Source organism: Stackebrandtia sp. (genome assembly GCF_035643755.1).
Classification (GTDB): Bacteria; Actinomycetota; Actinomycetes; order Mycobacteriales; family Micromonosporaceae; genus Stackebrandtia.
In genome coordinates this window covers 1-25741 of sequence record NZ_DASQPW010000317.1, presented here as the reverse complement: position 1 = coordinate 25741, position 25741 = coordinate 1, and the positions used below count along the sequence as shown (strand labels likewise).

Below are 25741 nucleotides of genomic sequence, written 5' to 3'. Positions count from 1 at the left end.
CGACCGAGGCGGGTACGCAAAGTTTGGCGACCTTGTCCCCGCCTCGGTCCTAAAGAACGGAGGTCTCCTCGTGGAGGAGATAACCGAACGTTGCCCATTGTCGCACCCGCTGCCTGCTGGGGTGTGTGGTGAGGACCTCGTGGTTGCCGCGATCCACCGTCTTCGGGTGGAGGTGTGGTGGTTGATCGCCACCCATAGGGCTGCGAGCGATCCGTCGTTTCCGCGTCAACTGCGGCGTCGCGTGCCTGGCGCGCACTGCCCCGTCAACGGCTGCGTGCGTCATCGTCCCGATGACCCGCCGTTGGCGATTCCTGTTCAGCGCTGACGCCCGCACTTTCCACAGTCTTTTCCACAAGTCGCGCATGCCCTCGTGAGGTGAGTTGCGCGCAGGTGGGGCGGGTTGCGTGGGTTTTCCTCCACCGCACCGAGGTGGTGCTGTACGGGTTCTCTTCGTCCTGCACCCGAAAGCACCGTCTCGTGCCCGCGCGCCCGCCCCACCCAACACGCACGACGAGACCACATAGGAATTTGGGGCTGGGGTCCTCCAGCCTCCACGCCTAATTCGAGCCTAGAACGGTCTTGCTGAACCCAGCCTTAACCAGGCTGAACACACCTTCAGATTCACCAACCCAGAAGGGAAATAGCCCATGCTTCTTCGTACCTGCGACGTCGAATTCCTCGAACCCAATGAGGACCCGCCACCGCCCGCACCCATCTGCCACGACGTGGCTATGCAGGCGAAACTCGCTACCGCTGCGCGTTCGCAGCGGGGGCGTCGTTTCGCGTTCTGCGAGTTCACCGACACCGCAGACGGGCCACGCGCACGGGTGGCTTTCCAAGGGATCCAAGCCAACGACGGCTCCTGCGTCCTGCTCGACGTCGGTCGTCCCGTCGGCTGGTACACCACGGTCGACTCTGCCTTCGCTCATCGTGGGCGCGACGGTATGAGCTTGGTGTGGACCGAGCCCGCCAATCCACCGAATCACTCGGCAGCGAACTTGGAAGCAGCCCAAGCAGAAGCAACCATCTGGTGTGTCCTGCTTCCCTACCGTGCTCATGGCCCTCATGACGCTCGTATTCGCGCTATCGAGATCGCGACGGCCTTCGAAGAAACCACTCCAGGACTCACCCGCCAGATGGCGTTGATCAGCGACGCCCAAGCAGGCACCGTCCCCATTTCCCTGTTCTGCCCCACACCAGGCTGCATGCGCGAGCCTTACCACCACGGCGACCATGCCCCTGCCAACACCGAACCCGACAACGGGGCGGCAGACCACACCCCCACAACAGACGCGGCCGAGGAACCAAGCACCAACCACAACCCGACCGACAACGACGAGGGTGAGGGCGATGAGTGATTCCACTGTGGTGATCATGCTAGGTCTGTTCACCGCGTCCATGCGTCAGGTCTCCGCCATCACGATTGAAGGCACGTTCACCGTCCACCTTGATGTGATCGGACACCGAGGTATCGCCTCGCATCTGGGTTCGATCAAGGACATCGACAGCACCCGCCCCGTGTTGAAAGTGTCCCTCCCGCACGGGATCTGGGCGTCCGAGCCCGCCGTCAGATGGCACTTGATCACACAAGCCCAAGGCTTGTGGCGCACCCGCCGCCAACTCGCGAAGGCGCTGCCTCGTGTCTGAACTCGACGAACTCTCCGAAGCCGTCGCCAACGCCGTGGCCATGGCCTCGGAGGCACATATGCACACGGGTAACGCCGAGGAACTGGCAAACCGTATCGCGCAGCTCGGGTCAGGTATCGGTTTCGGCAACGACCCGATGCTCATCATCGCCGCATCCGAACACATCACCAACGCACTCGGTGTCCTGTTTTCGGCAGCCACCGACCTCGAACAGGCCCAAACGTTCATCACCCAAGCCCGAGAACAACAGTAGGGGGATCAAAAGGCCATGTCTGTCCACAGTTACACCGAACACGGACCCACAGGCCCCGTGCACGTGCGCATCTTCGACCCCGACACCGCACCCACCCTCAGGTTCGGGCTGATGTACCCACACGGGCCCCTGGCCGATCGTGCCCGCGAAGTCGGCAAGCGATTCGACATCCCGAAACGACACCTGCCCAAACGGCGACTCAGGGCCGTCATCGCTTTGGGCCTGTTCCCGATCCTGTGGGTCCTACCCAAGTGCCACGAGTGTGGCCAGCCCTGGCCCTGCACGCCACTCACCGACCATTTCAGACACACCCTCGGATGGGCAGGAGACTTGTCGGCGAAGTATCGCGCGATGTCCACGAAACGACGGCGTGCCAAGGCGACCAAGCGCAACCCGACAGCCATCTCACATCGCGCCAGGCCACGACGACGCTGGGGAAGATGACGCGACGGCAGACCAAGCCCCTCACCAATGCAGCCAAACCACCAGCGACACGTCAACGAACGTCGGCGAGCATGCCCTCCAGACGCGCCTTGCACGACGGCCAATCGCAATCGATGACCGCGAACATCGCCGAGTCGCGCAGCCTGCCGTCCTCGCCTGGGGCCCAGGAGCGGGACCAGTTGCGGAGGACGCCCTCGAATTGCGCGCCCACCTTCTCGAGGGCCGCACGGGATCGGGCGTTGCGCGCGTCGGTCTTCATGTCGACTCGCGCGACGTTCCACTCCTCGAAGGCGTGGCGCATCAGGAGGTACTTGGCCTCGGTGTTGATGCCAGTGCCGCGTGCCGAAGCGCTCAGCCACGTGAAGCCGATCTCGATGGCCGACAGCTTGTCGTCGGACAGCCAGAACCGTGGGTCCCAAAAGGACGTGGCGCCCACGGCCTGGCCCGTCGCGACCTTGATCTGTGCGTAGGGCGCCAGCCTGCCCGCGTCGGCGAGCTTGAAGAGCTCGTCGATGTAGTAGTGGACGTTCGACGCCGTGGGTACCCAGGTGTGCCCGAAGGCCGCGCGGTCGGTCTCGCCCGCCGCCGCGAGTGCGTCGGCATGACCGCGCGTCAACGGTTCCAGCCGCACCCGTTGGCCCTCCAGCACGGGTCCCCGAAGCGTGAAGCCCATGAAGTACCTCTCTTCTAGGCGGACGCGCGCCCCGCGCGGTTGATCGCGCTGGCCACGGCTCGCATCGACGCGGTGACGATGTTCTCATGAACGCCTACGCCCCACAGGGTCTCGTCGCCGATCTGGCACTCCACATAGGCCGCCGCGCGGGCGGTCTGGCCCGCGGTGAGGGCGTGTTCGGCGTAGTCGTGGACGTTGACCTCGACGCCGACGGTCGCCATCGCGTCCACAAAGGCCGACAGGGGGCCGTTGCCCGTGCCCGAGATCTTGTGGTCCACGCCGTCCAGGGTGACGGCGGCGTCGACGTTGACCGAGCCGTCGCCGAGGGTGCTGGAGGTGTGGTCGCCGATGGTGAGGCGGCGTTCGATCTGCTCGTCGACCGAGTATTCGCGCTCGAAGATCGTGAACATCGCCTCGGGAGTGACCTCGCCGCCCTCGGTGTCGGTGTGGGACTGGACGACCGCCGAGAACTCGATCTGCATGCGGCGCGGCAGATCCAGGCCGTACTCGGACTTCAGGATGTAGGCGACGCCGCCCTTGCCCGACTGGGAGTTGACGCGGATGACCGCCTCGTAGGAGCGGCCCAGGTCGGCGGGGTCGATCGGCAGATACGGGACCTCCCAACGGAAGTCGTCCACGGGTACTCCCGCGTCGGCCGCGTCGGTCTCCAGGGCCGCGAAGCCCTTGTTGATCGCGTCCTGGTGGGAGCCCGAGAAGGCCGTGAAGACCAGATCGCCCGCGTAGGGGTGGCGCTCGTGGACGGGCAGCTGGTTGCAGTGTTCGACCGCGCGCTTGATCGTGTCGATGTTGGAGAAGTCGATGCCAGGGTCGATGCCCTGGCTGAACATGTTGAGCCCCAAGGTGACGATGTCGACGTTGCCCGTGCGCTCGCCGTTGCCGAACAGGCAGCCCTCGACGCGGTCGGCGCCCGCCATCATGGCCAACTCGGCGGCGGCGACGCCGCAGCCGCGGTCGTTGTGGGGGTGGACCGACAGGACGATGGACTCGCGGCGGGGCAGGTGGCGGTGCATCCACTCGATCGAATCGGCGTAGACGTTGGGGGTGGCCATCTCCACCGTCGCGGGCAGGTTGACGATCAGCGGCCAGTCGGGGGTGGGCTCGATGACGTCGGCGACCGCCGCGCACACCTCGACCGCGTATTCCAGCTCGGTGCCCGTGTACGACTCGGGGGAGTACTCGTAGCGGATCGCCGTGTCGGGGGTCTCGATCTCGGCGTACTTCTTGCACAGGCGGGCACCCTGGGTGGCGATGTCGGTGATGCCCGCCTTGTCCAGGCCGAAGACCACGCGGCGTTGCAGGGTGGACGTCGAGTTGTAGAAGTGGACGATGGCGCGCTTGGCGCCCCGCAGCGACTCGAAGGTGCGGGCGATCAGGTGCTCGCGGCACTGCACCAGGACCTGGATGGTGACGTCGTCGGGGATCAGGTCCTGCTCGATGAGGGTGCGCACGAAGTCGAAGTCGGTCTGGCTGGCGGCGGGGAAACCCACCTCGATTTCCTTGTAGCCCATGCGAACCAGCAGCTCGAACATGCGGCGCTTGCGCTCGGGGGACATCGGGTCGATCAGGGCCTGGTTGCCGTCGCGCAGGTCGACGGCGCACCACACGGGGGCCGAGTCGATGCGGCGGGAGGGCCATTGTCGGTCGGGCAGGTCGACGGTGAACTGTTCGTGGTACGGACGGTAACGCTTGACCTTGGTCGCGAAGGACATGAGAGTACGAGGCTCCTTGGTGAGGAAAGTTGATGGTGGGGACGAATGTCGTCAACCGGCACACGAACAACTCCGCGACGGGGAGCCAGCTCGCTATCGAGCCCCGCCGCGGCAACCAAGAAGCAGTACACGCCGCATAACAGTGCCGAACACTACGTCATCAACCGCTCGAAGCCGAGCAGGCTCCCACGATTTGAGAGCGGCGTTACTCGCGCGGGCGGTCACACGCCCAGCAGGGGCGCCACCTGGTCCATGCCCGTGACGACCTCGGACGCACCCGCCGCGACCAGGCGCTCGGGCGGCTGAAGCCCCGCGTGGCCGATGACGCGGATGCCCGCGGCCACGGCACCCGTCACGCCCGCGACCGAGTCCTCGATGACGACGCAGTCGCCAGGATCGGCGCCCATCGCGTCGGCGGCGTAGGCGAAGAGGTCGGGGGCGGGCTTGCCGCGCTTCACGAGGCGAGCGCTGAAGACGTTGTCGCCGAAGCGTTCGGCCAACCCCGTGAGACGCAGGCGCACGGCGATCTCGTCGGGGCTGCCCGACGAGGCGATGCAGTACGGGATTCCCGTGGCGCGCAGGGCATCCAGCAACTCGGGAACGCCAGGTACGACGGTGAGCTCGCGCTGGAACACCTCGGCGCAGCGACGCTCGTAGGTGGCGATGAAGTCGTCGGGCAGCGCTCGGCCCAGGCGGGACTCGATGTCCTCGACGCAGTCGGTGGTGCGCTTGCCCATGTAGCGCTCGACGGCCTGGTCGAACGTGGTCGGCAACCCCACTTCGGTCAACAGGTTCATGAAGACCACATTGGAGAGTCGCTCGGAGTCGACCAGCACCCCGTCGTTGTCGAAGATGACCAGCTTTGGCGTCACGATCGCTCCCATCGTTATGTCGCTGCGATCCCATGGTGCCTGACGATTGGGCTGACAAATCGGACCATCCAATGTGACCCACGCAACTTGTGGCGACAGTGGATTGTGAGCACTATGTTGCTGTAAGTAGCGTGATGATGTGGTTACTTCCCCCCACGAAGCCCTGCACCGCATATTCACCAAGGATCACGCGCTCGTGTCGCGGGCTTTGACAGATTTGCTCGGTGTCGATTGCTTTGAGCCCGAGTCGATGACCGTGATCAACGCCGACGTCACCGAGCTGGAACCCATCGAACGCCGCGTCGACACGGTGCTGATGGCGGAAACCAAAGGTGTTCGCCACATCTTCGCCATCGAGTCGCAGTCCGATGTCGATCGGTCGAAGTACGAAAGCTGGCCGTACTACATCGCCTACCTGCACGCGAAGTTCCACTGCCAAGTGACGTTGATCGTCGTGACGTCGAAAGCCGCCACCACGAGATGGGCGCGCGGTCCCATCGAGATCGGTCTCGATGCTCACGCGTCGATGGTGGTGTCGCCGTTGGTGCTGGGGCCAGAAAACGTCCCCGCCATCACGAATGCCGAGACGGCGCGTCGCGACATCACCCTGGCGGTGTTTTCCGCGCTCACACATCGACGCGATGCAGGCGTCACTGTCATACTGGAAGCGCTTGTCACGGCCTTGAGCTCGACGGATCCCGACACGGCTGGGGTCCTCTTCGATTTCGTCGAGGCGGGCTTGGGCGACACGCTTGCGCGCAAACATTGGAGAGACATGATTCTTAACGTCCCGCCTCACATGCTTCAGGGCACGCTCGCTACCAAGCTGCGCGAGGAAGGCCGCGAAGAAGCGACCGCACGGAACGTACTGCGGCTTCTTGAGCAGCGTGGCATCCAGATTTCCGAGGAAACGCGTCAACGGGTGTTGTCGTGTACCGATCTGGAGACGCTCGATCGCTGGTTTGACCGTGCGGTCGCAGCAACGTCCGCCGAGGACCTCTTCGCCTGAGTTGCACTGCGGTAAGCGGCACACCACACCTGCAGACAAGCATTGGAAAGACATGGTCAGTAGCATTCCAACCCACATGATCCGTAGCATTCCGAACCACATAATCCAGAGCGCGATCGACGCCAGGCTGCGCGCCGAGGGCAAGGCGACAGCGGTGGTCGAGGTTCTCGAAATGGGCAGCGTCCCCATCTCAGACGCGGTACGCACCGAAATCCTGGAGTGCACGGACCCTGACGTGCTGGACGAGTGGAGTCACCGTGCCATCGGGGCCATTTTGGGAGAGAATCCCTTTCCTTAGGCACTCGGCGATTGTCAGCTCGCCTAGCCCCCCTGGTGACCGCCTCGGGCGACGTCATCGGCCCGAGGTCACCGTGACGGGGGCCGAGACCGTGGCGACATCGCGAACCCGCGCGCGGCGCAGGGAGGCGGCCGTGGCGGGGGCGATCGCGACCACCACGATCGCCAGCACCGTGAACGCGTGGCGCGGGGCGATCAGATCAGCCGTCAGCGAGACCGCGACCGTCACCGCCACACCGCAACCCATGCCGACGGCGTTGATGATCCCGAAGTCGCGACCCGCGCTGTCGGAGCCGAGATGGGTCAACAGGAGATTGCGGGAGGCGACCCTGGACAGGCCGAACGCGATGCCGCCAGGCAGGAACAGCAGCATGCCGACGGGGCCGATGTTGGGTTGGAGGCCGATCACGGCCAACAGCCCGAGAAACCCGACCAACGCGCGTGTCACGTCGTTGACGCGCGAGCTCAGTCGCTTGTAGATGAACCCGCCGAGCAGCATGCCGCAGCCCGCCAGGCCGTCGATCACGCCCAGCACCCCGGGCGGTTGGTGGAACATCTGGATCACAAGCAGCACGATGAGCACATTGGACGCCATCAGGATGATGGTGGTGAGCCCGAACAGGGTGCCGAGTCGCGCCAGGGGGCCGCGTTGGTCCTCGGCGGGGCGTGGACGGGGCGCCGTTTCGGGGGTGGGCGCGGGCGCGTGGCGGCGGCCGATGAGGAACCAGCACACCGCCGAGCCCGCGAACGTCACGGCGTTGACCGCGAACAGCGGCTCGGGACCGAACACCTGCACGGCGACGCCGCCCAGCGCGGTGGACAGCAGGTTGCCCGCCGAGGTGGCCATGTCGAAGTTGGCGCCGAATCGGCCCAGCCGCGTCGGGTTCACCCGCTCCTTGACCAGCGCCGTGCTGGCGGTGGTGAACAGCGCCGAGACCGCCGCCAGGCCGAGGGTGGCCGTGTAGATCACGGGCGGGGCGGCCAACCCGAGCGCCAGGGTCGCGGGGATCGCCGCCGCCAGCACCGCGCTGACCAGGTCGCACGTCAGACACAGACCGCGGCGGTCGAAGCGGTCGGCCAGCCATCCCGCGGGCGCCGACAGCAGCGCCTGCGGCACCGCCACCGCGATGAACACCCAGGCCATCGACATGGCGCTGTGGTCGAGGCCCAGCACCAGCAGCGCGGCGGCGGTGAGCTGGATGTTGTTGCCCAGGCAGGTGATCAGGGTGGCGGGGATGATCAGGCGTTCGGCGCGGTCGGGCGTCGTTGTGGGGGTCATGCCGCCAAGACTGCCGAGCATTCCTGCCATCTGCTGTCAGGGATGGCGGGTAGTTTTTCGTCGGTGAAGGCCAGCCGTCTGATGACGATCGTCCTGCTGCTGCAGGACCGCAGACACCTCACCGCCGCGCAGCTCGCCGCGGAGCTGGAGGTGTCCGAGCGCACCGTGTACCGCGACATCAACGCGCTGGCGCTGGCGGGCGTCCCCGTGTACGCGCATACGGGCCCGCAGGGCGGGTATCGGCTGCTGGAGGGGTACCGCACGCGCCTGACGGGGCTCACCGAGTCGGAGGCGCGGTCGCTGGTGTTGGCGGGGTTGCCCGACGCCGCCGCCCAGCTCGGGCTGCTCGGCGACCTGTCGGCGGCGCGGCTGAAGCTGCTGGCGGCGGTGCCGTCGGGGCACCGCGACCTGATGGCGCGCATGACCGAGCGCTTCCACTTCGACGCCCCCGACTGGTACGCCGACGCCGACGAGGTGCCGTTCCTGGCGGAGGTGACGGCGGCGGTGTGGGCCCAGCGTCGCGTCGAGATCCGTTACCGCCGTTGGGAAACCCCGAAAGAGGTGACCCGGCGTCTGGAACCGCTCGGCGTCGTTTTGAAGGCGGGACGCTGGTATCTCGTCGCGGCGGCGCGGGGCCGGGTGCGCACCTATCGGATCTCGCGGGTTCTCGAGCTGACGACGCTGGACGAGGAGTTCGAGCGCCCCGAGGGCTTCGACCTGGCCGCCCACTGGAAGTCGTATATCGCTGGCCTGTCGGCGCGTTTGCGCGGCGCGACGGCCACCATCAGGGTGTCGCCCCACGGCGCGGAACTGGCGCCCGACCTGCTCGATCCGGCCATGGCGCGCCCCATCGGCGAGGCACCGCCCGAACCCGACGGCTGGGTCACCGCGACGGTCCCGATCGAGAACCCCGACCACGCCACGGGCGAGCTGCTTCGCCTGGGCGCCGACGTGGAAGCCCTGTCCCCCAAGGAACTGCGGACCCGCCTGGCCGAGACCGCCGAGGCGATGGCGGCCCGATACCGCTGAGGACGGCTACTGCGCGATGACCAGCTCGTCCAGCGGCAGGCGCTCGCGCGGGGAGTCGTCGGGGCCGCGCAGGTCGTCGGGGAGCGCGGACGGGTCGCCCTTGGCGCCGATGGCCGCGACGGTCTTGGGAACCAGGGTCGGCGGCAGGTCGAACTCCTTGGCGACCGCGTCGGGGGAGAATCCCGCCATCTGGCGGATGCTGAGGCCCTCGGACAGCACCTGCAGGGTGAGGTGGGCCATGGACTGGCCCAGGTCGTACTGGGCGTGGCCGAGCGGGCCCTTGGCGTTTTCGGCGACGTAGACGCCCACGACGAGCATGGCCGCGTGCTGCGCCCAGCCCTGGTTGCCGGGGTTCAGGCAGCCCAGCACCCGCTTGAAGGCGTCGGATTCCTTGCGCGCCACGATGAAGCGCGAGGGCTGGGTGTTGCCCGCCGACGGGGCCCAGCGGGCGGCCTCCAGCATGGCGGTCACCTGGGCGTCGGTCAGCGACACCGAGGTGTCGAAGGCGCGGGTGGAGTGGCGCGCGGCCAGCAGGGGGTTGATCGGCTGAGCGGTCTTGGCGTGGCGGGAAGACACCGGCGGGCTCCTTGAGGATCGTGTCGCGCCTCAATCATGTCACGGCTTCCGCTTTGTCGGTTTCGCGGTTGGGGACTTGGAGGGCTTCGGCTTCGGCTTGGGCGGGGCCTTGGTGGGCAACGGATCGGAGTCCGCCACGTCGCCCGGGAGCTTCAATGTGGATGGACCCGGTTCGGGCTCGCCGTCCAGGCGCAGCGTCCCGAAGTCGCTCTTGGCGGCGGTGATCAGGCCGTCGGGACGCAGGCAGTACGTGCCCGGGGGCACCGGCGAGGAGACCGTCACCGAATTGGTCTCCAGCCAGTAGCAGCGGCTCTTGGCATCGGCGCCGGGCAGGCGATCGGCGTAGGTGACCGACACCGGGACCCGCCGATTCAGCAGGTGGTCCATCCAGTCGGTGAACACGTGCTCCACCACCGGATCGATCGACGCGGGCAGCTTCCCCGCGCTGCCCGTCACCGCGACGCAGGTGCGGCGTTTCACCGTGGCGCACTGGAAGTAGCCGTTGCGATCGTGCGCGATGGTGACGTCGACCTTGCCGCCGCGTGCCCCGCCGGGCACCTCCACCTGCCAGGCGCCGTCGGCGGCCACCGCGACCGTCACGTCCACCGCCTTTCCCCTGCCCCGGTCGTAGCGGTAGGTGGCGCGGTAGTGGTGGTCCTTGGACGCCGCGGCCCGCCCCGCCAGCTCGCCCGCGGCCTTGCTGGAGTCGACGTGCGCCCGGTCGCGGGTGCTGGACGGGGCGCTCGGGCTCGGGCTGGCGGGGGGACGCCCCGACACCGTCCCGCTGCCGCAGCCGCCGATCAGCAGCGCCGTCACCGAACCGATCACAATAGACTTAAATGCGCGCACGGTGTTATTTTGCGCACGCGCGCGCCGATAGTGTCCGGCGACGCGCCGACGGTGACGATAGGCTTCGATGAGCCGCCACGACGATGTGGCCTAAGCGACACTACGTAGAAAGCGGTGTACGGACTTTGTCCCTGGTTGTCCAAAAATACGGTGGATCCTCGGTGGAGAACGCCGAGCGCATCAAGCGGGTCGCCGAGCGTATCGTCTCGGCGCGAAAACGCGGAACCGATGTCGCCGTAGTGGTCTCGGCGATGGGCGACACCACGGACGAGCTGCTGGACCTGGCCGCGCAGGTGTCGCCGCTGCCGCATCCCCGCGAGCTCGACATGCTGCTGACCTCCGGCGAGCGGATCTCGATGGCGCTGTTGGCCATGGCGATCAACAACCTCGGCTACGAGGCGCGCTCCTTCACCGGCTCGCAGGCGGGCATGATCACCACCTCGGCGCACGGCAAGGCCCGCATCATCGACGTCACGCCGGGGCGGATCCGCGGCGCGCTGGACGAGGGCGCGGTGGCCATCGTCGCCGGGTTCCAGGGCATCGCGCAGGACACAAAGGACATCACGACGCTGGGTCGGGGCGGCTCGGACACCACCGCGGTGGCCCTGGCGGCGGCGCTGTACGCCGACGAGTGCGAGATCTACTCCGATGTGGACGGCGTGTACAGCGCCGATCCCCGGATCGTCCCGCGCGCCAAGCGGATCGACCAGATCACCTACGAGGAGATGCTGGAGCTGGCCGCGTCCGGCGCCAAGATCATGCACCTGCGCGCCGTGGAATACGCCCGGCGGTCCAACCTTCCCCTGCGCGTCCGTTCGTCGTACTCAAACAAGCCCGGCACCCTCGTGACCGGTTCAATGGAGGATCTTCCCGTGGAGCAAGCCCTCATCACCGGCGTCGCGCACGACCGCAGCGAAGCCAAGATCACCGTGCTGGCGGTGCCGGACGAGCCCGGCCAGGCCGCCGCGATCTTCGAGGTGGTCGCCGACGCCGAGATCAACATCGACATGATCGTCCAGAACATCTCCACCAAGGACTCGGGGCGCACGGACATCTCCTTCACGCTGCCCAAGACCGACGGGCCCACCGCCATGGCCGCGCTGCAAAAGGCCCGCGACAAGATCGGCTTCAACGGCCTGCTGTACGACGACCACATCGGCAAGGTGTCGCTGGTGGGCGCGGGAATGCGATCCCACCCCGGCGTCACCGCCACCTTCTGTAAGGCGCTTTCCCAGGCGGGCGTGAACATCGAGATCATCTCCACCTCGGAGATCCGCATCTCGGTGGTGTGCCGCGACACCGAGCTGGACACGGCCGTGGCCGCCGTCCACGACGCCTTCGACCTGGGCGGCCAGGAAGAGGCCGTCGTCTACGCCGGGACGGGGAGGTAATCGCCATGAGCCGCAAGCCGACCCTGGCCATCGTCGGCGCCACGGGCGCCGTGGGAACCGTGATGCGCGACGTGATCTCGGCGCGCGCCGACGTGTGGGGCGAGATCCGCCTGGTCGCGTCGCCGCGCTCGGCGGGGCGCACCCTGACCGTGCGGGGACGCGAGGTCACGGTCCAGGCGCTGTCGGAGGAGGTCTTCGACGGCGTGGACGTCGCGCAGTTCGACCTGCCCGACGAGATCTCCGCGCACTGGGCGCCGATCGCGGCGGCGCGCGGCGTCATCGTGGTCGACAAGTCGGGGGCGTTTCGGATGGACCCCGAGGTGCCGCTGGTGGTGCCCGAGGCCAACCCCGACGCGGTTCGCAACCGCCCCAAGGGAATCATCGCCAACGCCAACTGCACCACCCTGGCGCTGATCCCCTCCCTGGCCGCCCTGCACCGCGCGTTCGGCCTGAAGTCGATGTCGGTGGCGTCGTACCAGGCCGCCTCGGGCGGCGGCAAGGAAGGCATCGACGCGCTGTACGACCAGCTGGCCGCGATCGGCGGCAGGCGCGACATCGGCTTCGCCACCAGCGACGTGCGCGAGGCGCTCGGCGAGGGATCGTCCGAGGTCTTCGGCGCGCCGCTGGCGCTCAACGTGGTGCCGAAGGTCGGCGGGTGGCGCGACAACGGCTGGACATCGGAGGAGCTCAAGGTCCGCAACGAGACCCGCAAGATCCTCGACCTGCCGAACCTCGCGGTCGCCTCGACCTGCGTGCGGGTGCCCGTGATGGCGGGACACAGCCAGGCCGTGCACGCCACGTTCGACGCCGAGGTGGACGTCGACAGCGCCCGCAAGGCGCTGGAGGACGCGCCAGGCGTCGCGGTCGTCGACGACCCCGCCGCGGGGCTCTACCCGATGCCGATCGACGCGGCGGGCCGCGACGACACCCTGATCGGGCGGCTGCGCCAGTCGCTGGACTTCCCGCGCTCGCTGGAGTTCTTCGTGGTCGGCGACAACCTGATCAAGGGCGCGGCGCTGAACTCGGCCCAGATCGCGGAGCTGCTGCTCCCCGAGTTCGCATAACGGGTAAGCGGTCCTTCCGTAGGAGGCAGCCGACCGCGAAACCTGAAAACCTTGACGGGACGTAAAGCACGAGGCCGTGAAATGGCCCTGGCCCGGAGGCAAGGGGAATGCTGAAGACGAGGCGCGCTCGGTGGATCACCGTGGCGGTAGTGGCGGGCACGGCGGCCGTCGCGGGTCCCGTGGTGGTCGCGCAGGCGGACATCGAACCGCGCACGGGCTGCACCGACTCGGTGAACGCCGACGTCCCAGGCGGCCTCGCCCACTGGACCGCCAAGTGCTCGGGCGACGAGATAGTCGTCCAGGGCTGGGTCAAGGACACCCGCATCGACGGCAAGTGCGCCCAGATCAAGGCGTTCATGGACGACAAGTGGCACTACAGCGACAAGGCCTGCCCCGAAGACCAGGTGGAACACTTCAAGTTCACCGACAGCGGCCGCACGGCGGACGTCTACCTGATCAACAAGTAAAAGAAGGTTCCGCTGCCGCGTCTTGGGATACAGAAGGCCCCTGTGGAGGAGAGTTCCACGTTCATCTACCCGACGTCGTGGTGTGTGGGCCCAGCAGTGGAGTCTCAAGGTCGGGCTGTGCCAATGGGGGTTCGTCGACTGGACGGCGCCTTGTAGGGCGAGTTTCGAAGTCGTCTCGAACACTGCCTTGCGCCATGACATGACCAGGTAGAGGGAGTTTCAGGGGCATCTTCTCCGCAGAGCCTTTCGGAATCGCATGACTCTGTCGAGGGAGTTTCGAGGGCGGTCTTTTCCGACATGGCGTTGTTGTGTGGGCCCAGCAGTGTGGAGTCTCGAGGTCGGGCCGTACCAGCGGGGATTCGTTTGCTAAATGGCGCCTTGTAGGGCGAGTTTCGAAGTCGTCTCGAACACTGCCTTGCGCCATGACATGACCAGGTAGAGGAAGTGTCAGGGACATCCTCTCCGCAGAGCCTTTCGGAATTGCATGACTCTGTCGAGGGAGTTGCAAGGGCGTCTCCTCCAACAGAGCCTTGTGGCAAAACAGGGCACCGCAGGGGGAGTTTTTAGGAGCTCTTCTTTGCCGCTTTCTTGGCGGTGCTCTTTTTCGCCGTTGTCTTTTTGGCGGCCTTCTTTGCCGTGGTTTTCTTCGCGGCCTTTTTCGCGGTCGTCTTCTTGGCCGCCTTCTTGGTGGCCTTCTTCGCGACGGGGGCCTTGGCGCGGCGTTCGGCCAGCAGCTCCGAGGCGCGATCGATCGTGATGTCCTCGATGGTGTCGGTCTTCTTCAACGAGGCGTTGGTTTCGCCGTCCGTCGCGTATGGACCGAAGCGGCCGTCCTTGATGACCACCGCCAGCTTGGTGGCGGGGTCGGTGCCCAGCTCCTTCAGAGGCGGGCGCGCCGCGCTACGGCCGCGCTGTTTCGGTTGCGCCAGAAGGGATTGGGCCCGTTCCAGGGTGACCGTGAACAGCTGGTCCTCGTTGTCGAGGGAGCGGTAGTCGCGCTTCTTGACGACGTAGGGGCCGTGGGGGCCGAGGCCCGCGCGGATCTCCTCGCCGTCGGTGTCCACACCCACCAGTCGTGGCAGGGTGAGGAGGCGGACGGCATCGTCCAGAGTGATCTCTTTGAGCTTCATGTCGGACAGCAGCGACGCCGACTTCTCGCCGCTGGTGACGTACGGGCCGTACCGTCCCGACTTGGCGTAGACGGGTTCGCCCGTGTCGGGGTGGTTGCCCAGTTCCCTTTCGCCCGAACCGACCTCGTACAGCTCCTCGGCCTTGGCGACCGTGAGTTCGTCGGGGGCGACCGATTCGGGGATCGACACCCGCTCGCCTGGCTCGGCGGGGTCGGCGTCGGGGCCGAAGCGCTCCAGGTAGGGGCCGTAACGCCCCACCCGCGCCACCACCCGACGGCCCTGGGTGTCGTTGAACAGCGGGATCGAGTTGACCCCGCGCGCGTCGATGCGGCCGAGCTCCTCGCCGACCATCTGTTTGAGACCGCCCGCCGCCGAGACCGTGCCCTCGCCGCCCTCGCCGCCGAAGTAGAAGTCCCGCAGGAAGTCCAGGGAGGCGCTGTCGCCAGCGGCGATGTCGTCCAGTTCGGACTCCATGCCCGCGGTGAAGTCGTAGTCCACCAGCTGCGGGAAGTGCTTCTCCATGAGGCCTACCACCGCGAACGCCACGAACGCGGGTATCAGGGCCTGGCCGCGCTTGAACACGTAGCCGCGGTCCTGAATGGTCTGCATCATGGTCGCGTAGGTCGACGGGCGCCCGATCCCGCGCTCCTCCAGGGCCTTCACCAGGGACGCCTCGGTGTAGCGCGCGGGGGGCTGGGTGCTGTGGCCGCCCGCCTCCAGGGAGTTGGCGGTCAGGCCCTGGCCGCGCTCCAACTCGGGCAGGCGGCGCTCGGCGTCGTCGCTCTCGCCGTCGTCGGTGGACTCCACATAGGCCTTCAGGAAGCCGGGGTCGGTGATGGTCTTGCCGCTGGCGCCGAACTGACAGTCCTCACCCGACGAACTGGTGACCGAGATCCGCACCGACACCGAGTTTCCGACCGCGTCGGTCATCTGGGAGGCGATGGTGCGCCGCCAGATCAGCTCGTACACCCGCAGGTCCTCGGTGGACAGCTCGCCCGCCAGCTGCGACGGCGTGCGGAAGGTGTCGCCCGCCGGGCGGATCGCCTCGTGCGCCTCCTGGGCGTTCTTCACCTTGCGCGCGTAGCGACGCGGCTCGGCGGGCACGTACCGATCGCCGTACAACTGCGCGGCCTGGCGGCGCGCCGCGTTCAGCGCGGTGTCCGACAGGTTCGTGGAGTCGGTTCGCATATAGGTGATGTAGCCGTTTTCGTACAGCCGCTGCGCGACCCGCATGGTCTGCGCGCTGGACTGCCGCAGCTTGCGCGACGCCTCCTGCTGCAATGTGGACGTCATGAACGGCGGATAGGGGCGGCGCCGATACGGCTTGTTCTCCACCCGATCCACCGTGTAGGGCACATCGGACAGTCGGGCCGCCAGCCCGCGCGCCCCCGCCTCGTCCAGATGCACCACCCCGGGCTTGGCCCGCCCCGTCGCCGAGTCGAAGTCCTTGCCCGTGGCCACGCGGTCGCCGTCGAAGGCGACCAGGTTGGCGTCGAAGCGCGCCCCGTCGGCCGCTCGCAGGTTCGCCGTGATTCCCCAGTAGTCGGCGGCCACGAAGGCCATCCGGGCCCGCTCCCGCTCCACCACGATGCGGGTGGTCACCGACTGCACCCGACCCGCCGACAGCCGGGGCATCACCTTCTTCCACAGCACCGGCGAGACCTCGTAGCCGTACAGCCGGTCCAGCACCCGCCGCGCCTTGTACGCGTCCACAAGCGACATGTAGATCTCGCGCGGGTTCGCCACCGCCTGCTGGATCGCGCCCTTGGTGATCTCGTGGAACACCATGCGCTTCACCGGGACCTTGGGCTTCAGCGTCTCCAGCAGGTGCCAGGCGATCGCCTCCCCCTCGCGGTCCTCATCGGTGGCCAGCAGGAGTTCGTCCGCTTCGGACAGTTCGTCCTTCAGGGTCTTGACGTGTGACTTGCGGTCGGGATTGACCACATAGAGCGGTGTGAAGTCGTTGTCCACATCGACGCCGAGCCGCGACCAGGGCTCCTTGGCGTACTTCGGCGGGATCTCCTTGGCGTTGCGCGGTAGGTCGCGGATATGACCAAGGCTGGAGTCCACAATGTATCCATCGCCGAGGTAGCCGGCGATCGTCCGGGCCTTGGCCGGAGACTCGACAATGACCAGTCGCTTGGATGGAGCCACGTTCAATCCCACTCGTCAATCGGATAAAGGGCGTGCCGACGTGCTGCGGGCAGGTTCACAAAGGTAACGTCTGAACGCGCTCGCCGGTCGCGCACCCCGAAATTGCCTCTGCCTGCCTTATTTCTAGAGCGCGTCGCCGCCTACCGCGCGAACACGCGTCATGCGCACCCTACAACGCTGGGTCGCCGCCCGCCAATGCGATGTGCATTCGCCGACATTTCGTCCCGATTCGCGGCCCTCCCGTGGACGCGCCGCGGGGGCGCCCCGAAACCGGGACACCCCCACGTCGTGTTCGCGAGCTCGCGAGCGCCTAGGCGTCCGCGCCCACCTTGTCCTTCTCGGCACCGTTGTCGGAGGCCTCGTCGTCCCCGACGGTGATCGGCTTGCTGCGGCTCCAGGCGACGGCTGCCACGATGATCAGCAGGGCCACCACGGCGATCGCGATGCGCGCCGGGGTGTTCTTGGTGTCGCCGTAGCTCAGGGCCACCACGGCCGGGACGATCAGCAGCGAGACCAGGTTCATCACCTTGATCAGCGGGTTGATCGCCGGGCCGGCGGTGTCCTTGAACGGGTCACCAACGGTGTCGCCGATGACGGTGGCGTCGTGGGCCTCGGAGCCCTTGCCGCCGTGCGCGCCGTCCTCGACGGCCTTCTTGGCGTTGTCCCAGGCTCCACCGGAGTTGGCCAGGAAGATCGCCATCAGCACGCCGCAGGCGATCGCGCCGGCCAGGTAGGCGGCCAGCGAGCCGATTCCCAGACCGAAGCCCACCGCGATGGGGGCCAGGATCGCCAGCAGACCCGGGGTCGCCAGCTCGCGCTGGGCGTCACGGGTGCAGATGTCGACCACGCGGCCGTACTCGGGACGCTGCGTGCCGTCCATGATGCCGGGGAACGTCTTGAACTGGTGACGCACCTCGTAGACCACGGCGCCCGCCGCCCGGGACACGGCGCTGATGGCCAGTCCGGAGAACAGGAACACCACGGCCGCGCCGACGATCACGCCGACGATGTTGGCCGGGCTGGCGATGCTCAGCAGGGTCGAGGTGACGTCGTCGACATTCTCGCCCGCGGTCGTCAACGCGTCGCCCAGGGCGCTGTTGTAGGAACCGAACAGCGCGGTCGCCGCCAGAACGGCGGTGGCGATCGCGATGCCCTTGGTGATGGCCTTGGTGGTGTTGCCCACCGCGTCCAGGTCGGTCAGGGTGCGGGCGCCCGCCTCGTCGATGTCGCCGGACATCTCGGCGATGCCCTGCGCGTTGTCGCTGATCGGGCCGAAGGTGTCCATGGCCACGATGACGCCGACGGTGGTCAGCAGGCCGCAACCGGCCAGCGCGATGGCGAACAGCGACACGAACAGCGCACTGGAACCACCCAGCAGGAAGGCGCCGAACACGCCCGCGCCGATCAGCAGGGCCGAGAACACCGCGGACTCCAGGCCCAGCGAGATGCCGGACAGGATGACGGTGGCCGGTCCGGTCAGCGAGGTCTTGGCGACGTCGGTGACCGGGCGCTTCTCGGTCTCGGTGTAGTAGCCGGTCAGCGCCATGATGATGGCCGCCAGCACGATGCCGATGACCACCGCGACGATCGCGGTCACCTGCGGCGACAGCGGCGCGTGAGCGTAGATGCTCTTGGCGACGCCGAGGTCCTGCCAGGTCTTCGGGACGGTGGCGTAGATCGCCGCCGCCGACAGCACCGCCGCGATGATCGCGGAGATGAAGAACGCGCGGTTGATGGCGGTCAGGCCGTTGCGGTCGTTGGCCCGCAGCCGGGTGATGAAGACACCGATGATCGCGGTGACGATGCCGACGCCACCGATGACCAGCGGCAGGGTGAGGCCGGTGTCGCCGAAGACCACGTGGCCGAGGATCAGCGAGGCCACCAGGGTGACCGCGTAGGACTCGAACAGGTCGGCGGCCATGCCGGCGCAGTCGCCGACGTTGTCGCCCACGTTGTCGGCGATGGTGGCGGCGTTGCGGGGGTCATCCTCGGGGATGCCCTGCTCCACCTTGCCCACCAGGTCCGCGCCGACGTCGGCGGCCTTGGTGAAGATGCCGCCTCCGACCCTCATGAACATGGCCAGCATGGCGGCGCCGAAGCCGAAGCCCTCCAGCACGGTGGCGGCGTCCTTCTTGAACACCAGCACCACGATGGAGGCACCCAACAGGCCCAGACCCACGGTGAGGAAGCCGACCACGCCGCCGGTGCGGAACGCGATCTGCATGGCTCCGGTGCGGCTGCCGTCGCGGGCGGCCGAGGCCACGCGCAGGTTGGCGCGGGTGGCCAGCGACATGCCGGCCCAGCCGATGAAGGCGCTGAATCCGGCCCCCACCACGAAGAACGCGCTGCGTCCGATCTTGACCATGGTGGCGCTCAACGCGGTGTCGTGCACCGGAAGCAGCCACAACAGGACCATCGCGACGACCACGAAGATGACGAGGGTTCGGAACTGGCGGCGCAGGTAGGCCGAGGCGCCCTCTTGGACGGCGCCGGCGATTTCCTGCATCTTTTCGGTGCCCTTGCCGGTAGACAGCACCATCTTGACCAATGCGGCGGCGAAGCCCAGCGCGATAAGCGCCAGGACGGCGGCCAGTACAACGTAAGTGACGTTGACGCCCGCCGAACCGCCTTGCCCATCGGCAAGCAACGAGTAAGGCATTTGCTCTCCTGGATCTTTTAATCCCCGTTTGGGCTCGGGGCGATAACCTGCGGCAGTGTAACGGTGGAGAGTGGGCCGCGTGGTAGTGGTGTGCGACACCGGAGGTCACAGGGGCCAGGACATCCGCACCGTCGACCCGATGCCGTTCGGCGCGTCCATGACCTGTAGATCCGCCACCAGCCCCGAAAGCAGGGTGAGGGCGACCTCCTCGGTCAGGGTGTCCTCGTCGGTGGGTCCGGCGGCCAGCTCCATGGAGTCGGCCGCGTCGTCAAGCATGTCGGTGCGCGTAACGGGCGCAAAGTCTGCAACTTCTGCCACGAATCGAGCACCGATCGCGAACTTCATGCGGACGAGGGCGTCGACGCCGTGGCGGCGATGGCGCGCCACGGCCCGGGTGCATGCCTCGCCGGCGGCCTGGCGCACCTCGTCCAGCAGATCGGGGCTGAGCCGGGCCTGCTGCGCGACCGACGCGGCGACGAGGCGGGCGGTGCGGACGTGCACCGGGGCAGGGGTGAATCCGAAACGGACCGTCGCCATACGCTCAGCCGTCCGTCGGCAGCGAGTCGCGTATGTCGAGCACCTTGTCCAGTCCGGTGAGTTGGAAGATCTTCAGCATCTGCGGGCGGGCGCACACGATGATCAGGCTGCCATTCATCTCGCGGAGGCGGCGCGAGGCGCCGATGAAGACACCCAATCCGGTGGAATCGCAGAACTCCACCTGGTTGACGTCGATGGCCAGCGCGGTGACGCCCTCGCGCAGCAGTTGGAGGATCCGTTCCCGCAGGCTGGTGGCCGTGTACATGTCGATCTCGCCGCCTACGTCGACCACGGTGCGCGTCCCGGCCGTCCGGGTGTGGATCGTCAGTTCCATCGTCCCGCCTTTGGAAGAGTCAAACTTGTCCCACAGAGTAGCGAGTCGCCGTCGATCGTGAAGCGGGTCCGGGGCCCGGTGGTGTGATACTCGGAACCATGCGTGCCAGCGATCTCGCCACCGATTTCCCGACGGTCACATTGGACACCCCGGCGCTGGAGGCGGCGCGCCTGATGGCGGGCAACGACCTGCCGGGCCTGATCGTCTTGGGGGACAACGGTTCTCCCTGCACGGTGCTGGCGGCCACCCAGGTGCTGCGGATGGCGGTGCCCCGCTACATCCAGGACGACCCGACGCTGGCGGGCGTCATCGACGAGGCCGCCGCCGACACCTTCGTCAACGGGCTGGGCGGCAGGACCGTCCGCGAACTGCTGCCCGACGAGACCCGCGAACTGCCCGTGGTGCCCGCCGACGCGACCCTGTTGGAGATCGCCGCGCTGATGGCCCAGGTGCGCATCCCGATCGTGGCGGTGCTGGGCGCCGACAAGCGGATGACGGGCGCCATCACCGCCGACAGCCTGCTTGACCGAGTGTTGGCGACCTAGGAGAAATTGACTTCCTTGGTCGTGACGGTTCCGGCGGTGCGGCCCGGGGCCCGGTGGCCTCCCCAGTAGAGGTTGGTGTGCGCGATGACCAGGTCGGGTGAGGGGGCGCCCCACTCGGTGAGGTCCTCGGTGGTGTGGGCGTCGCCGACCAGGATCGCGTCGTAGCCGCGCACGATCGCGCCGTGCAGCGTGGAGCGGACGCACTCGTCGGTCTGGGCGCCGATCACGAACAGCCGCCCCACCTTCGCCGCGGCCAGCACCGACTCCAGCTCGGTCTCCTCGAAGGAGTCGGCGTACTCCTTGAGCACCCGCCGCTCCGTGTCCCGCGGGCTCAGGCCACCGGCGAGCTGCCAGCGCTCGCTGCCCTCGGGCAGGTTGTCGTCGGTCTGCTGCACCCACACCACGGCCACCTCCTCGCTGCGCGCCTTGTCGACCAGAGTCGTGGCGTTGGCGACGACGGACTCGGTGTCGTGGGTGCCCTCCAGGACGCCGTCTTGCAGGTCGACGACGAGCAGCGCGGTGCGGGGGCGGTCGGGCAGGGTGGTCATGGTGGCTCCTCGGGTGACCTGGCGGTTTCCTCCGCCACGGTAACCCCGACCGCCGACATCGGCCGGGGTTCGCGCGGCGGAAATGTCGAGTCACATGGATGCGGGGTCCAGCGGCTTGCCCGTCTCCAGCACCGACTTGAGGCTGGACAGGATGCCGGGCCAGCCCTGGCTGATGCCCTGGAGCATCTTGCTGTCGGGGGCGAAGCCGTCGTGCGTCACGGTCAGCTTGACCGTCTCGTCGCCCGTGGACTCGATGTCGAAGGTGACCTTGGCGCGCGGTTCGGCGCGCATCTCCTCCCATTCGGCGTCCGTCGCGTCGGGCATGAACTGTCGCATCTCGGGTTCGTAGTTGTGCCAGGTGTAGGACAGCCGCTGGTTCGGCTCGGCCTCCAGGACCTTCTGGCCCCAGTCGTGGAATTCGGCCCCGTAGCCGGTGCTCCACAGGACGGTCGAGCCGACCTTCCAGTCGGACTTCGGCCCGCCGCTCCCGAAGTACTGGGTGGTGAAGGCGGGATCGGTGAGCGCCCTCCACAGCTGTTGCGGGGTCGTGTTGATGTAGGTGACGTAGACGAATTCCGTGTTGCTCATGGCGTCGTCCTCCAATGCGTGTTTCAGGTCGGCCAGGGCCCGCGCGCGTGCGCGGTCGTAGCGACCCATCCAGCGATCGGCGATGTCGTTGATGGGAGCGGCATTCAGATAATGCAGCTTTCGCCGCCCGTCGCGGGCGGTGACGATGAGATTCGCGCCCTCGAGGATGCCGAGGTGCTTGGTCACCGCCTGCCGCGTCATGTCCAGTTCGGCCGCCAGCTCGGTCAGCGTCTGACCGTTGCGGCGGTTCAGCGCGTCGAGCAGGCTCCGGCGACTGGCGTCGGCGAGTGCCTTGAAAACCGCGTCCATGTCCCTATCATCCGATCAGCAACCTTTTGGTTGCGCATCCCGATAATAGGCATCCGTTTGGTTGCATTTCAATATGACGCGCGTCACAGCTCCGCGATCGTCTCGGAGTGCAGCAGCTTCGCCTCGTGGGTGAGGTGCCAGCTCACCTCGGGGCGGTCGGCCCAGGAGTGGTGCTGCGCCGTGACGACCAGCCGCGGGTCGTGCTGGTTGGCGCCCACCACGGTGCCCAGGGGGCTGGTGCCGCGGCCGAAGCACGGGATGATGTCGAGCCATACCGCGTTGCTGCCGATGATGGTGAAGGCGGAGATGCGGCGTCCGCCGCAGGTGAACATGCCGAGCATCACGACGGCGCCGGGTTCCTGGGCGATCGGGGTGTGGTCTTGCGGGTACTGATGACACATGTCGACACTCCCTTGTAGATCCAACGAACCGAGGTGTTGGGAGTGGGACGGTCGAGACCGCGATCCGTGACGCCGTTTAGGAAGCGGAACCGGTGCGGCGCCCGCGCCGGGCGGAGCGGGGCGGCTGCGCGCGCATGTGGTCGCGCGCCCGGGTCATGATGTCGCCCAGGCGGCGTATGTCCTCATCGGACAGCGGGTCGATCAGCATGCGGCGTGTGACCTGGATGTGCCCGGGCAGGACGCGCTCGAACAGCGCCCGGCCCTTGTCGGTGATGGCGACCAGGGTGGCGCGTTCGTCGTCGGGGCTGGCCTCGCGGGTGATGAGCCCGGCCCTTTCCATCAGGCCGGCCTGGTAGGTCAGGCCGCTGCGGCTGTAGACGACGCCGTCGGCCAGCTGCGTCATGGTCGCCCGGCCGCGCGCGCCGACGAGCCGGCCGAGGACCTGGAACTGCACGGTGCTGATGCCGCCCTCGGCCTGCAACTGCTGTTCGACCTGGTGCTGGAGCAGGCTGACGGCCTCCGTGAGCGCGAAGTAGGTCTCGATCTGCTGGGGATCGAGCGCCTGGACATCGCCGCCGTCGGCATCGGGTCCGTTCACCCGTCCACCGTAACCGCTTCGAATTCCAAGCATCGTGACGAGCGACACCCCGCCATCCCGGAATCGCTTCGAAATTGAAGTAGTTATGGATGCCAGGTACTTCAAAATCGAAGCAATTCATCGAAGGAGAACGATCATGAAGGCAGTGCGTTTCCACGCTTACGGCGACAGCGACGTCCTGGTCCACGAGGACACCGACCGCCCGGTGCCGGGCGCCGGACAGGTGGTGCTGAGGGTGGCCGGTACCTCGTTCAACCCGGTGGACGTGGTGATCCGCGCGGGGACGATGAAGGACGTGTTCCCCGTGGAGTTTCCGCACACCCCCGGCGTCGACGTCGCCGGTGTCGTCACCGCCACCGGCGAGGGCGCCGGCAGCCTGCGCTCCGGCGACGCGGTGATCGGGTTCCTGCCCATGAACGTGCCCGGCTCCGCCGCCGAGTACGTCGCCGCTCCGGCCGAGATCCTTGCCGCCGCGCCCGAACACGGCGAGCTCGCCGACGCCGCCGCGCTGCCCGCGGTCGGGCTGACCGCGTGGCAGGCGCTGTTCGAGCACGCCGACCTCAAGGCGGGACAGTCGATCCTGATCAACGGCGCGGGCGGAGCCGTCGGCGGGTACGCGGTCCAGCTCGCCGCGCGGGCCAAGGCCGAGGTGACCGCGACCGCCGGCGCGCGCAGCGCCGAGCGCGTCCGCTCGTTCGGCGCGAGCCGGGTCGTCGACTACGCCGCCACCCCGGTCGTCGAGGCCGTCGCCGGGCGGCGGTTCGACGTCGTGCTGAACCTGGTGCGCACCGGCGACGAGGAGACCCAGGCGCTGGTCGACCTGGTCGCCGACGGCGGGATCTACGTCAGCACCACCACCCCCGGCACCGCCGACGCCGCGCGCGGCGTGCGGACGGCGTCGGTCTACGTGCGCAGCGACGCCTCCCAGCTCGCCGAGCTGGTGGGGCTGGTCGACGCGGGGGAGCTGAGGATCGACGTGGCCCGGCGGCGCCCGCTGACCGAGCTGGCCGCCGTCCACGACGAGGCCGTCAGCGGCCGACTGGCTGGAAAGACCGTGCTGACGCCGTAAACGGCGAGCGATCGGGTGGCACCGGGTCACGACTCGGTGCCACCACTTCGCACGGACACCGGCGTCACCGAGCGGATCGTGGACAGCGCGATGGTGTGCAGCATGTCGGTCCGCTTGTCTTCGGCGCGAAGGAAACCCGAGCCCAACGACACCGGGCGCAGCAGGCGGCGCACCTGGTCGCCGCGTCCGTCCACATACTCCACCCAGACCAGGGCGCGGTCGGGGACCGCGTCGCGCAGGGTCTCGGCGGCCGCCTGCGCCCCCGCGCCGCCGATGGTGGCGGGGATCGGGGCGGCGCGAACGGTCTCGACCAGGGCGGCCAGCGGGGCGCCGTCCACCCGAGGCGTCGGGTCGGTCGTCCTTTCGGGACGGACGACGACGGGGGCGCGCGGGTCGACGGCCCTGGCGATCACCACCGCGCCCGAGGAGTCCTCGGCCACCGGGGAGTGGCCGCGGGCGCGCAGCGCCTCCAGCAGGTCCTCCAGCGGGAGCGGGCTGATCAGGACCGTGGGGGCCAGGCGGCGCAGTCGGGCGGCCGTCAGTCGGGGGTCGGCGAGCACCTGGGCCAGCAGGGTCTCGTCCTGGCTGCGCAGGTACGCCTCGGCGCGGCCCGCGCGCAGGCCGCCGTGGCGGCGGGCCACGTCGTCGATGAGATAGGTGAGGGTCTGCGGCAGGTCGCCGCGGGCGCGCTTGGCGAAGACGGCGCGCAGGTCCTCGGCGGTGTAGCCGGCGTCCATGGCGCGGCGCAGGCTGGCCTCGGTGACCCTGTGGACGGTGACGGATTCCTTGTCCGCCACCACCGACAGCTCGGCGGCCAGCAGGGTGGACGGCTGTCCGGGGACGATGACGGTGAGGTCGCTTTGCACCACCAGCTCGTCCACCGGGGGCGGCAGCAGGTCGTCGAGGGCGGCGATCAGCGGTTCGGTGTCGGGCGCGTGGATGCCCAGCGGGTCGTCGGCGGGCTCGGCGATCAGCAGGCGGCCGTAGCCGGTGATGGCGTCGCGGGCCGTGACTCCCAGGAAGGACGCCTGGGCCAGGATCGCCCGGGCGGCGTCGTCGACGCGGCGCCGGGGGCGGCGCCAGGCCAGGATGTCCATGGCGGTGTCGTCGTCGACCGGGGTGCCCGGCGCGGCCTCGGCGAGCAGGCCCAGCACCTCGCGGCGCAGCCGGGGCGCGGTGCGCGCCACCAGCGATTCCGACAGCACGGCGGCCCCGCGCTGCCGTCCGGCGCGGTTGCCCGCCAGCCGACTGTCGCGTGTGGAGTCGAGCCAGGCCTTGGCCAGCCGGGC

The 25741-nt window shown here is 68.0% G+C and carries 26 protein-coding genes; 11 read left to right on the top strand and 15 right to left on the bottom strand.

Annotated features, from left to right (window positions below):
• The first annotated feature begins 647 nt into the window (after window positions 1–647).
• The 3 genes from VE172_RS24920 to VE172_RS24910 are packed head-to-tail and all read left to right on the top strand — an operon-like array spanning window position 648 to window position 1900.
• Window positions 648–1358 carry a hypothetical protein gene (locus tag VE172_RS24920; protein ID WP_324804717.1) on the top strand — a complete coding sequence of 237 codons (711 nt, stop codon included), beginning with the start codon at window positions 648–650 and terminating at the stop codon, window positions 1356–1358.
• Window positions 1351–1647: a hypothetical protein gene (locus VE172_RS24915; protein WP_324804716.1), complete on the top strand. Its 297-nt coding sequence runs from the start codon at window positions 1351–1353 to the stop codon at window positions 1645–1647. Before VE172_RS24920 ends, VE172_RS24915 begins: the two co-directional genes overlap by 8 nt.
• Window positions 1640–1900 (top strand): hypothetical protein, encoded by a 261-nt coding sequence (locus VE172_RS24910; protein WP_324804715.1) that lies wholly within the window; start codon window positions 1640–1642, stop codon window positions 1898–1900. The genes VE172_RS24915 and VE172_RS24910 overlap by 8 nt, the downstream gene beginning before the upstream one ends.
• A 496-nt stretch (window positions 1901–2396) precedes the next feature.
• On the opposite strand, the gene VE172_RS24905 is transcribed toward VE172_RS24910, so the two are convergent.
• The 3 genes from VE172_RS24905 to VE172_RS24895 form a co-directional block, all read right to left on the bottom strand.
• Entirely contained in the window at window positions 2397–3017 is a 621-nt protein-coding gene (locus VE172_RS24905; RefSeq protein ID WP_324804714.1) for a GNAT family N-acetyltransferase, read from the bottom strand.
• 14 nt (window positions 3018–3031) lie between these two features.
• Complete coding sequence (gene leuA / locus VE172_RS24900) at window positions 3032–4747, bottom strand: 2-isopropylmalate synthase (protein WP_324804713.1); 1716 nt, start codon at window positions 4745–4747, stop codon at window positions 3032–3034.
• A gap of 221 nt (window positions 4748–4968) precedes the next feature.
• A complete protein-coding gene (locus tag VE172_RS24895; protein ID WP_324804712.1) occupies window positions 4969–5619 on the bottom strand; it encodes an HAD family hydrolase in 651 nt (216 codons plus the stop codon).
• A gap of 139 nt (window positions 5620–5758) precedes the next feature.
• Here VE172_RS24895 and VE172_RS24890 point away from each other — a divergent pair, with 139 nt between their 5' ends.
• Together VE172_RS24890 and VE172_RS24885 are read left to right on the top strand one after the other, a co-directional pair.
• On the top strand, window positions 5759–6628 hold the full coding sequence (locus VE172_RS24890) for a hypothetical protein (RefSeq protein WP_324804711.1): 870 nt from the start codon (window positions 5759–5761) through the stop codon (window positions 6626–6628).
• Between the two features lie 76 nt (window positions 6629–6704).
• On the top strand, window positions 6705–6926 hold the full coding sequence (locus VE172_RS24885) for a hypothetical protein (protein WP_324804710.1): 222 nt from the start codon (window positions 6705–6707) through the stop codon (window positions 6924–6926).
• A 54-nt stretch (window positions 6927–6980) separates the two neighbouring features.
• Here VE172_RS24885 and VE172_RS24880 read toward each other — a convergent pair whose 3' ends face one another.
• The gene (locus tag VE172_RS24880; protein WP_324804709.1) at window positions 6981–8204 is read right to left on the bottom strand and encodes an MFS transporter; all 1224 of its coding nucleotides are present in this window, start codon (window positions 8202–8204) and stop codon (window positions 6981–6983) included.
• 63 nt (window positions 8205–8267) lie between these two features.
• Between VE172_RS24880 and VE172_RS24875 the strand changes: the two genes are divergently transcribed.
• Window positions 8268–9233, top strand: a complete 966-nt coding sequence (locus VE172_RS24875; protein ID WP_324804708.1) for a helix-turn-helix transcriptional regulator — start codon at window positions 8268–8270, stop codon at window positions 9231–9233.
• A 6-nt stretch (window positions 9234–9239) separates the two neighbouring features.
• Here the strand turns inward: VE172_RS24875 and VE172_RS24870 are convergent, their stop codons facing one another.
• Both VE172_RS24870 and VE172_RS24865 read right to left on the bottom strand, forming a co-directional pair.
• The gene (locus tag VE172_RS24870) at window positions 9240–9809 is read right to left on the bottom strand and encodes a nitroreductase family protein (RefSeq protein WP_324804707.1); all 570 of its coding nucleotides are present in this window, start codon (window positions 9807–9809) and stop codon (window positions 9240–9242) included.
• A gap of 39 nt (window positions 9810–9848) precedes the next feature.
• Complete coding sequence (locus tag VE172_RS24865) at window positions 9849–10658, bottom strand: hypothetical protein (RefSeq protein WP_324804706.1); 810 nt, start codon at window positions 10656–10658, stop codon at window positions 9849–9851.
• 125 nt (window positions 10659–10783) lie between these two features.
• On the opposite strand from VE172_RS24865, the gene VE172_RS24860 reads away from it, so the two are divergent.
• From VE172_RS24860 to VE172_RS24850, 3 genes are all read left to right on the top strand, one after another.
• The gene (locus tag VE172_RS24860) at window positions 10784–12049 is read left to right on the top strand and encodes an aspartate kinase (RefSeq protein WP_324804705.1); all 1266 of its coding nucleotides are present in this window, start codon (window positions 10784–10786) and stop codon (window positions 12047–12049) included.
• A 5-nt stretch (window positions 12050–12054) separates the two neighbouring features.
• Window positions 12055–13113 (top strand): aspartate-semialdehyde dehydrogenase, encoded by a 1059-nt coding sequence (locus VE172_RS24855; RefSeq protein ID WP_324804704.1) that lies wholly within the window; start codon window positions 12055–12057, stop codon window positions 13111–13113.
• Window positions 13114–13220: 107 nt separating this feature from the next.
• Window positions 13221–13580 (top strand): hypothetical protein, encoded by a 360-nt coding sequence (locus tag VE172_RS24850; RefSeq protein WP_324804703.1) that lies wholly within the window; start codon window positions 13221–13223, stop codon window positions 13578–13580.
• 563 nt (window positions 13581–14143) lie between these two features.
• On the opposite strand, the gene topA is transcribed toward VE172_RS24850, so the two are convergent.
• The 4 genes from topA to VE172_RS24830 all read right to left on the bottom strand — a co-directional run bounded on the left by topA (window position 14144) and on the right by VE172_RS24830 (window position 20394).
• Complete coding sequence (topA, locus tag VE172_RS24845; protein WP_324804702.1) at window positions 14144–16864, bottom strand: type I DNA topoisomerase; 2721 nt, start codon at window positions 16862–16864, stop codon at window positions 14144–14146.
• 310 nt (window positions 16865–17174) lie between these two features.
• Window positions 17175–19523 carry a sodium-translocating pyrophosphatase gene (locus tag VE172_RS24840; protein WP_324804701.1) on the bottom strand — a complete coding sequence of 783 codons (2349 nt, stop codon included), beginning with the start codon at window positions 19521–19523 and terminating at the stop codon, window positions 17175–17177.
• Window positions 19524–19628: 105 nt separating this feature from the next.
• Window positions 19629–20060, bottom strand: a complete 432-nt coding sequence (locus VE172_RS24835) for an ATP-binding protein (RefSeq protein WP_324804700.1) — start codon at window positions 20058–20060, stop codon at window positions 19629–19631.
• Window positions 20061–20064: 4 nt separating this feature from the next.
• Window positions 20065–20394: an STAS domain-containing protein gene (locus VE172_RS24830; protein WP_324804699.1), complete on the bottom strand. Its 330-nt coding sequence runs from the start codon at window positions 20392–20394 to the stop codon at window positions 20065–20067.
• Window positions 20395–20492: 98 nt separating this feature from the next.
• Here VE172_RS24830 and VE172_RS24825 point away from each other — a divergent pair, with 98 nt between their 5' ends.
• Window positions 20493–20939, top strand: coding sequence for a CBS domain-containing protein (locus tag VE172_RS24825; RefSeq protein ID WP_324804698.1), 447 nt, complete (start codon window positions 20493–20495; stop codon window positions 20937–20939).
• On the opposite strand, the gene VE172_RS24820 is transcribed toward VE172_RS24825, so the two are convergent.
• The 4 genes from VE172_RS24820 to VE172_RS24805 form a co-directional block, all read right to left on the bottom strand.
• Window positions 20936–21487: an isochorismatase family protein gene (locus VE172_RS24820; protein ID WP_324804697.1), complete on the bottom strand. Its 552-nt coding sequence runs from the start codon at window positions 21485–21487 to the stop codon at window positions 20936–20938. The genes VE172_RS24825 and VE172_RS24820 overlap by 4 nt on opposite strands.
• A gap of 90 nt (window positions 21488–21577) precedes the next feature.
• The gene (locus VE172_RS24815) at window positions 21578–22384 is read right to left on the bottom strand and encodes an ArsR/SmtB family transcription factor (protein ID WP_324804696.1); all 807 of its coding nucleotides are present in this window, start codon (window positions 22382–22384) and stop codon (window positions 21578–21580) included.
• A gap of 83 nt (window positions 22385–22467) precedes the next feature.
• Window positions 22468–22785: a hypothetical protein gene (locus VE172_RS24810; protein WP_324804695.1), complete on the bottom strand. Its 318-nt coding sequence runs from the start codon at window positions 22783–22785 to the stop codon at window positions 22468–22470.
• Between the two features lie 76 nt (window positions 22786–22861).
• Window positions 22862–23383 (bottom strand): MarR family winged helix-turn-helix transcriptional regulator, encoded by a 522-nt coding sequence (locus VE172_RS24805; RefSeq protein WP_324804694.1) that lies wholly within the window; start codon window positions 23381–23383, stop codon window positions 22862–22864.
• Window positions 23384–23519: 136 nt separating this feature from the next.
• Between VE172_RS24805 and VE172_RS24800 the strand changes: the two genes are divergently transcribed.
• Window positions 23520–24452: an NADP-dependent oxidoreductase gene (locus tag VE172_RS24800; RefSeq protein ID WP_324804693.1), complete on the top strand. Its 933-nt coding sequence runs from the start codon at window positions 23520–23522 to the stop codon at window positions 24450–24452.
• 26 nt (window positions 24453–24478) lie between these two features.
• Here the strand turns inward: VE172_RS24800 and VE172_RS24795 are convergent.
• On the bottom strand, window positions 24479–25741 hold a 1263-nt coding region (locus tag VE172_RS24795), incomplete at its 5' end, for a helicase-associated domain-containing protein (RefSeq protein WP_324804692.1).

Coding starts and splice junctions, on each gene's coding strand:
- VE172_RS24920 (WP_324804717.1), top strand. CDS start 648: ATGCTTCTTCGTACCTGCGACGTCGAATTCCTCGAACCCAATGAGGAC.
- VE172_RS24915 (WP_324804716.1), top strand. CDS start 1,351: ATGAGTGATTCCACTGTGGTGATCATGCTAGGTCTGTTCACCGCGTCC.
- VE172_RS24905 (WP_324804714.1), bottom strand. CDS start 3,017: ATGGGCTTCACGCTTCGGGGACCCGTGCTGGAGGGCCAACGGGTGCGG.
- leuA (WP_324804713.1), bottom strand. CDS start 4,747: ATGTCCTTCGCGACCAAGGTCAAGCGTTACCGTCCGTACCACGAACAG.
- VE172_RS24885 (WP_324804710.1), top strand. CDS start 6,705: ATGATCCGTAGCATTCCGAACCACATAATCCAGAGCGCGATCGACGCC.
- VE172_RS24880 (WP_324804709.1), bottom strand. CDS start 8,204: ATGACCCCCACAACGACGCCCGACCGCGCCGAACGCCTGATCATCCCC.
- VE172_RS24855 (WP_324804704.1), top strand. CDS start 12,055: ATGAGCCGCAAGCCGACCCTGGCCATCGTCGGCGCCACGGGCGCCGTG.
- VE172_RS24850 (WP_324804703.1), top strand. CDS start 13,221: ATGCTGAAGACGAGGCGCGCTCGGTGGATCACCGTGGCGGTAGTGGCG.
- VE172_RS24840 (WP_324804701.1), bottom strand. CDS start 19,523: ATGCCTTACTCGTTGCTTGCCGATGGGCAAGGCGGTTCGGCGGGCGTC.
- VE172_RS24835 (WP_324804700.1), bottom strand. CDS start 20,060: ATGGCGACGGTCCGTTTCGGATTCACCCCTGCCCCGGTGCACGTCCGC.
- VE172_RS24830 (WP_324804699.1), bottom strand. CDS start 20,394: ATGGAACTGACGATCCACACCCGGACGGCCGGGACGCGCACCGTGGTC.
- VE172_RS24825 (WP_324804698.1), top strand. CDS start 20,493: ATGCGTGCCAGCGATCTCGCCACCGATTTCCCGACGGTCACATTGGAC.
- VE172_RS24820 (WP_324804697.1), bottom strand. CDS start 21,487: ATGACCACCCTGCCCGACCGCCCCCGCACCGCGCTGCTCGTCGTCGAC.
- VE172_RS24815 (WP_324804696.1), bottom strand. CDS start 22,384: ATGGACGCGGTTTTCAAGGCACTCGCCGACGCCAGTCGCCGGAGCCTG.
- VE172_RS24810 (WP_324804695.1), bottom strand. CDS start 22,785: ATGTGTCATCAGTACCCGCAAGACCACACCCCGATCGCCCAGGAACCC.
- VE172_RS24800 (WP_324804693.1), top strand. CDS start 23,520: ATGAAGGCAGTGCGTTTCCACGCTTACGGCGACAGCGACGTCCTGGTC.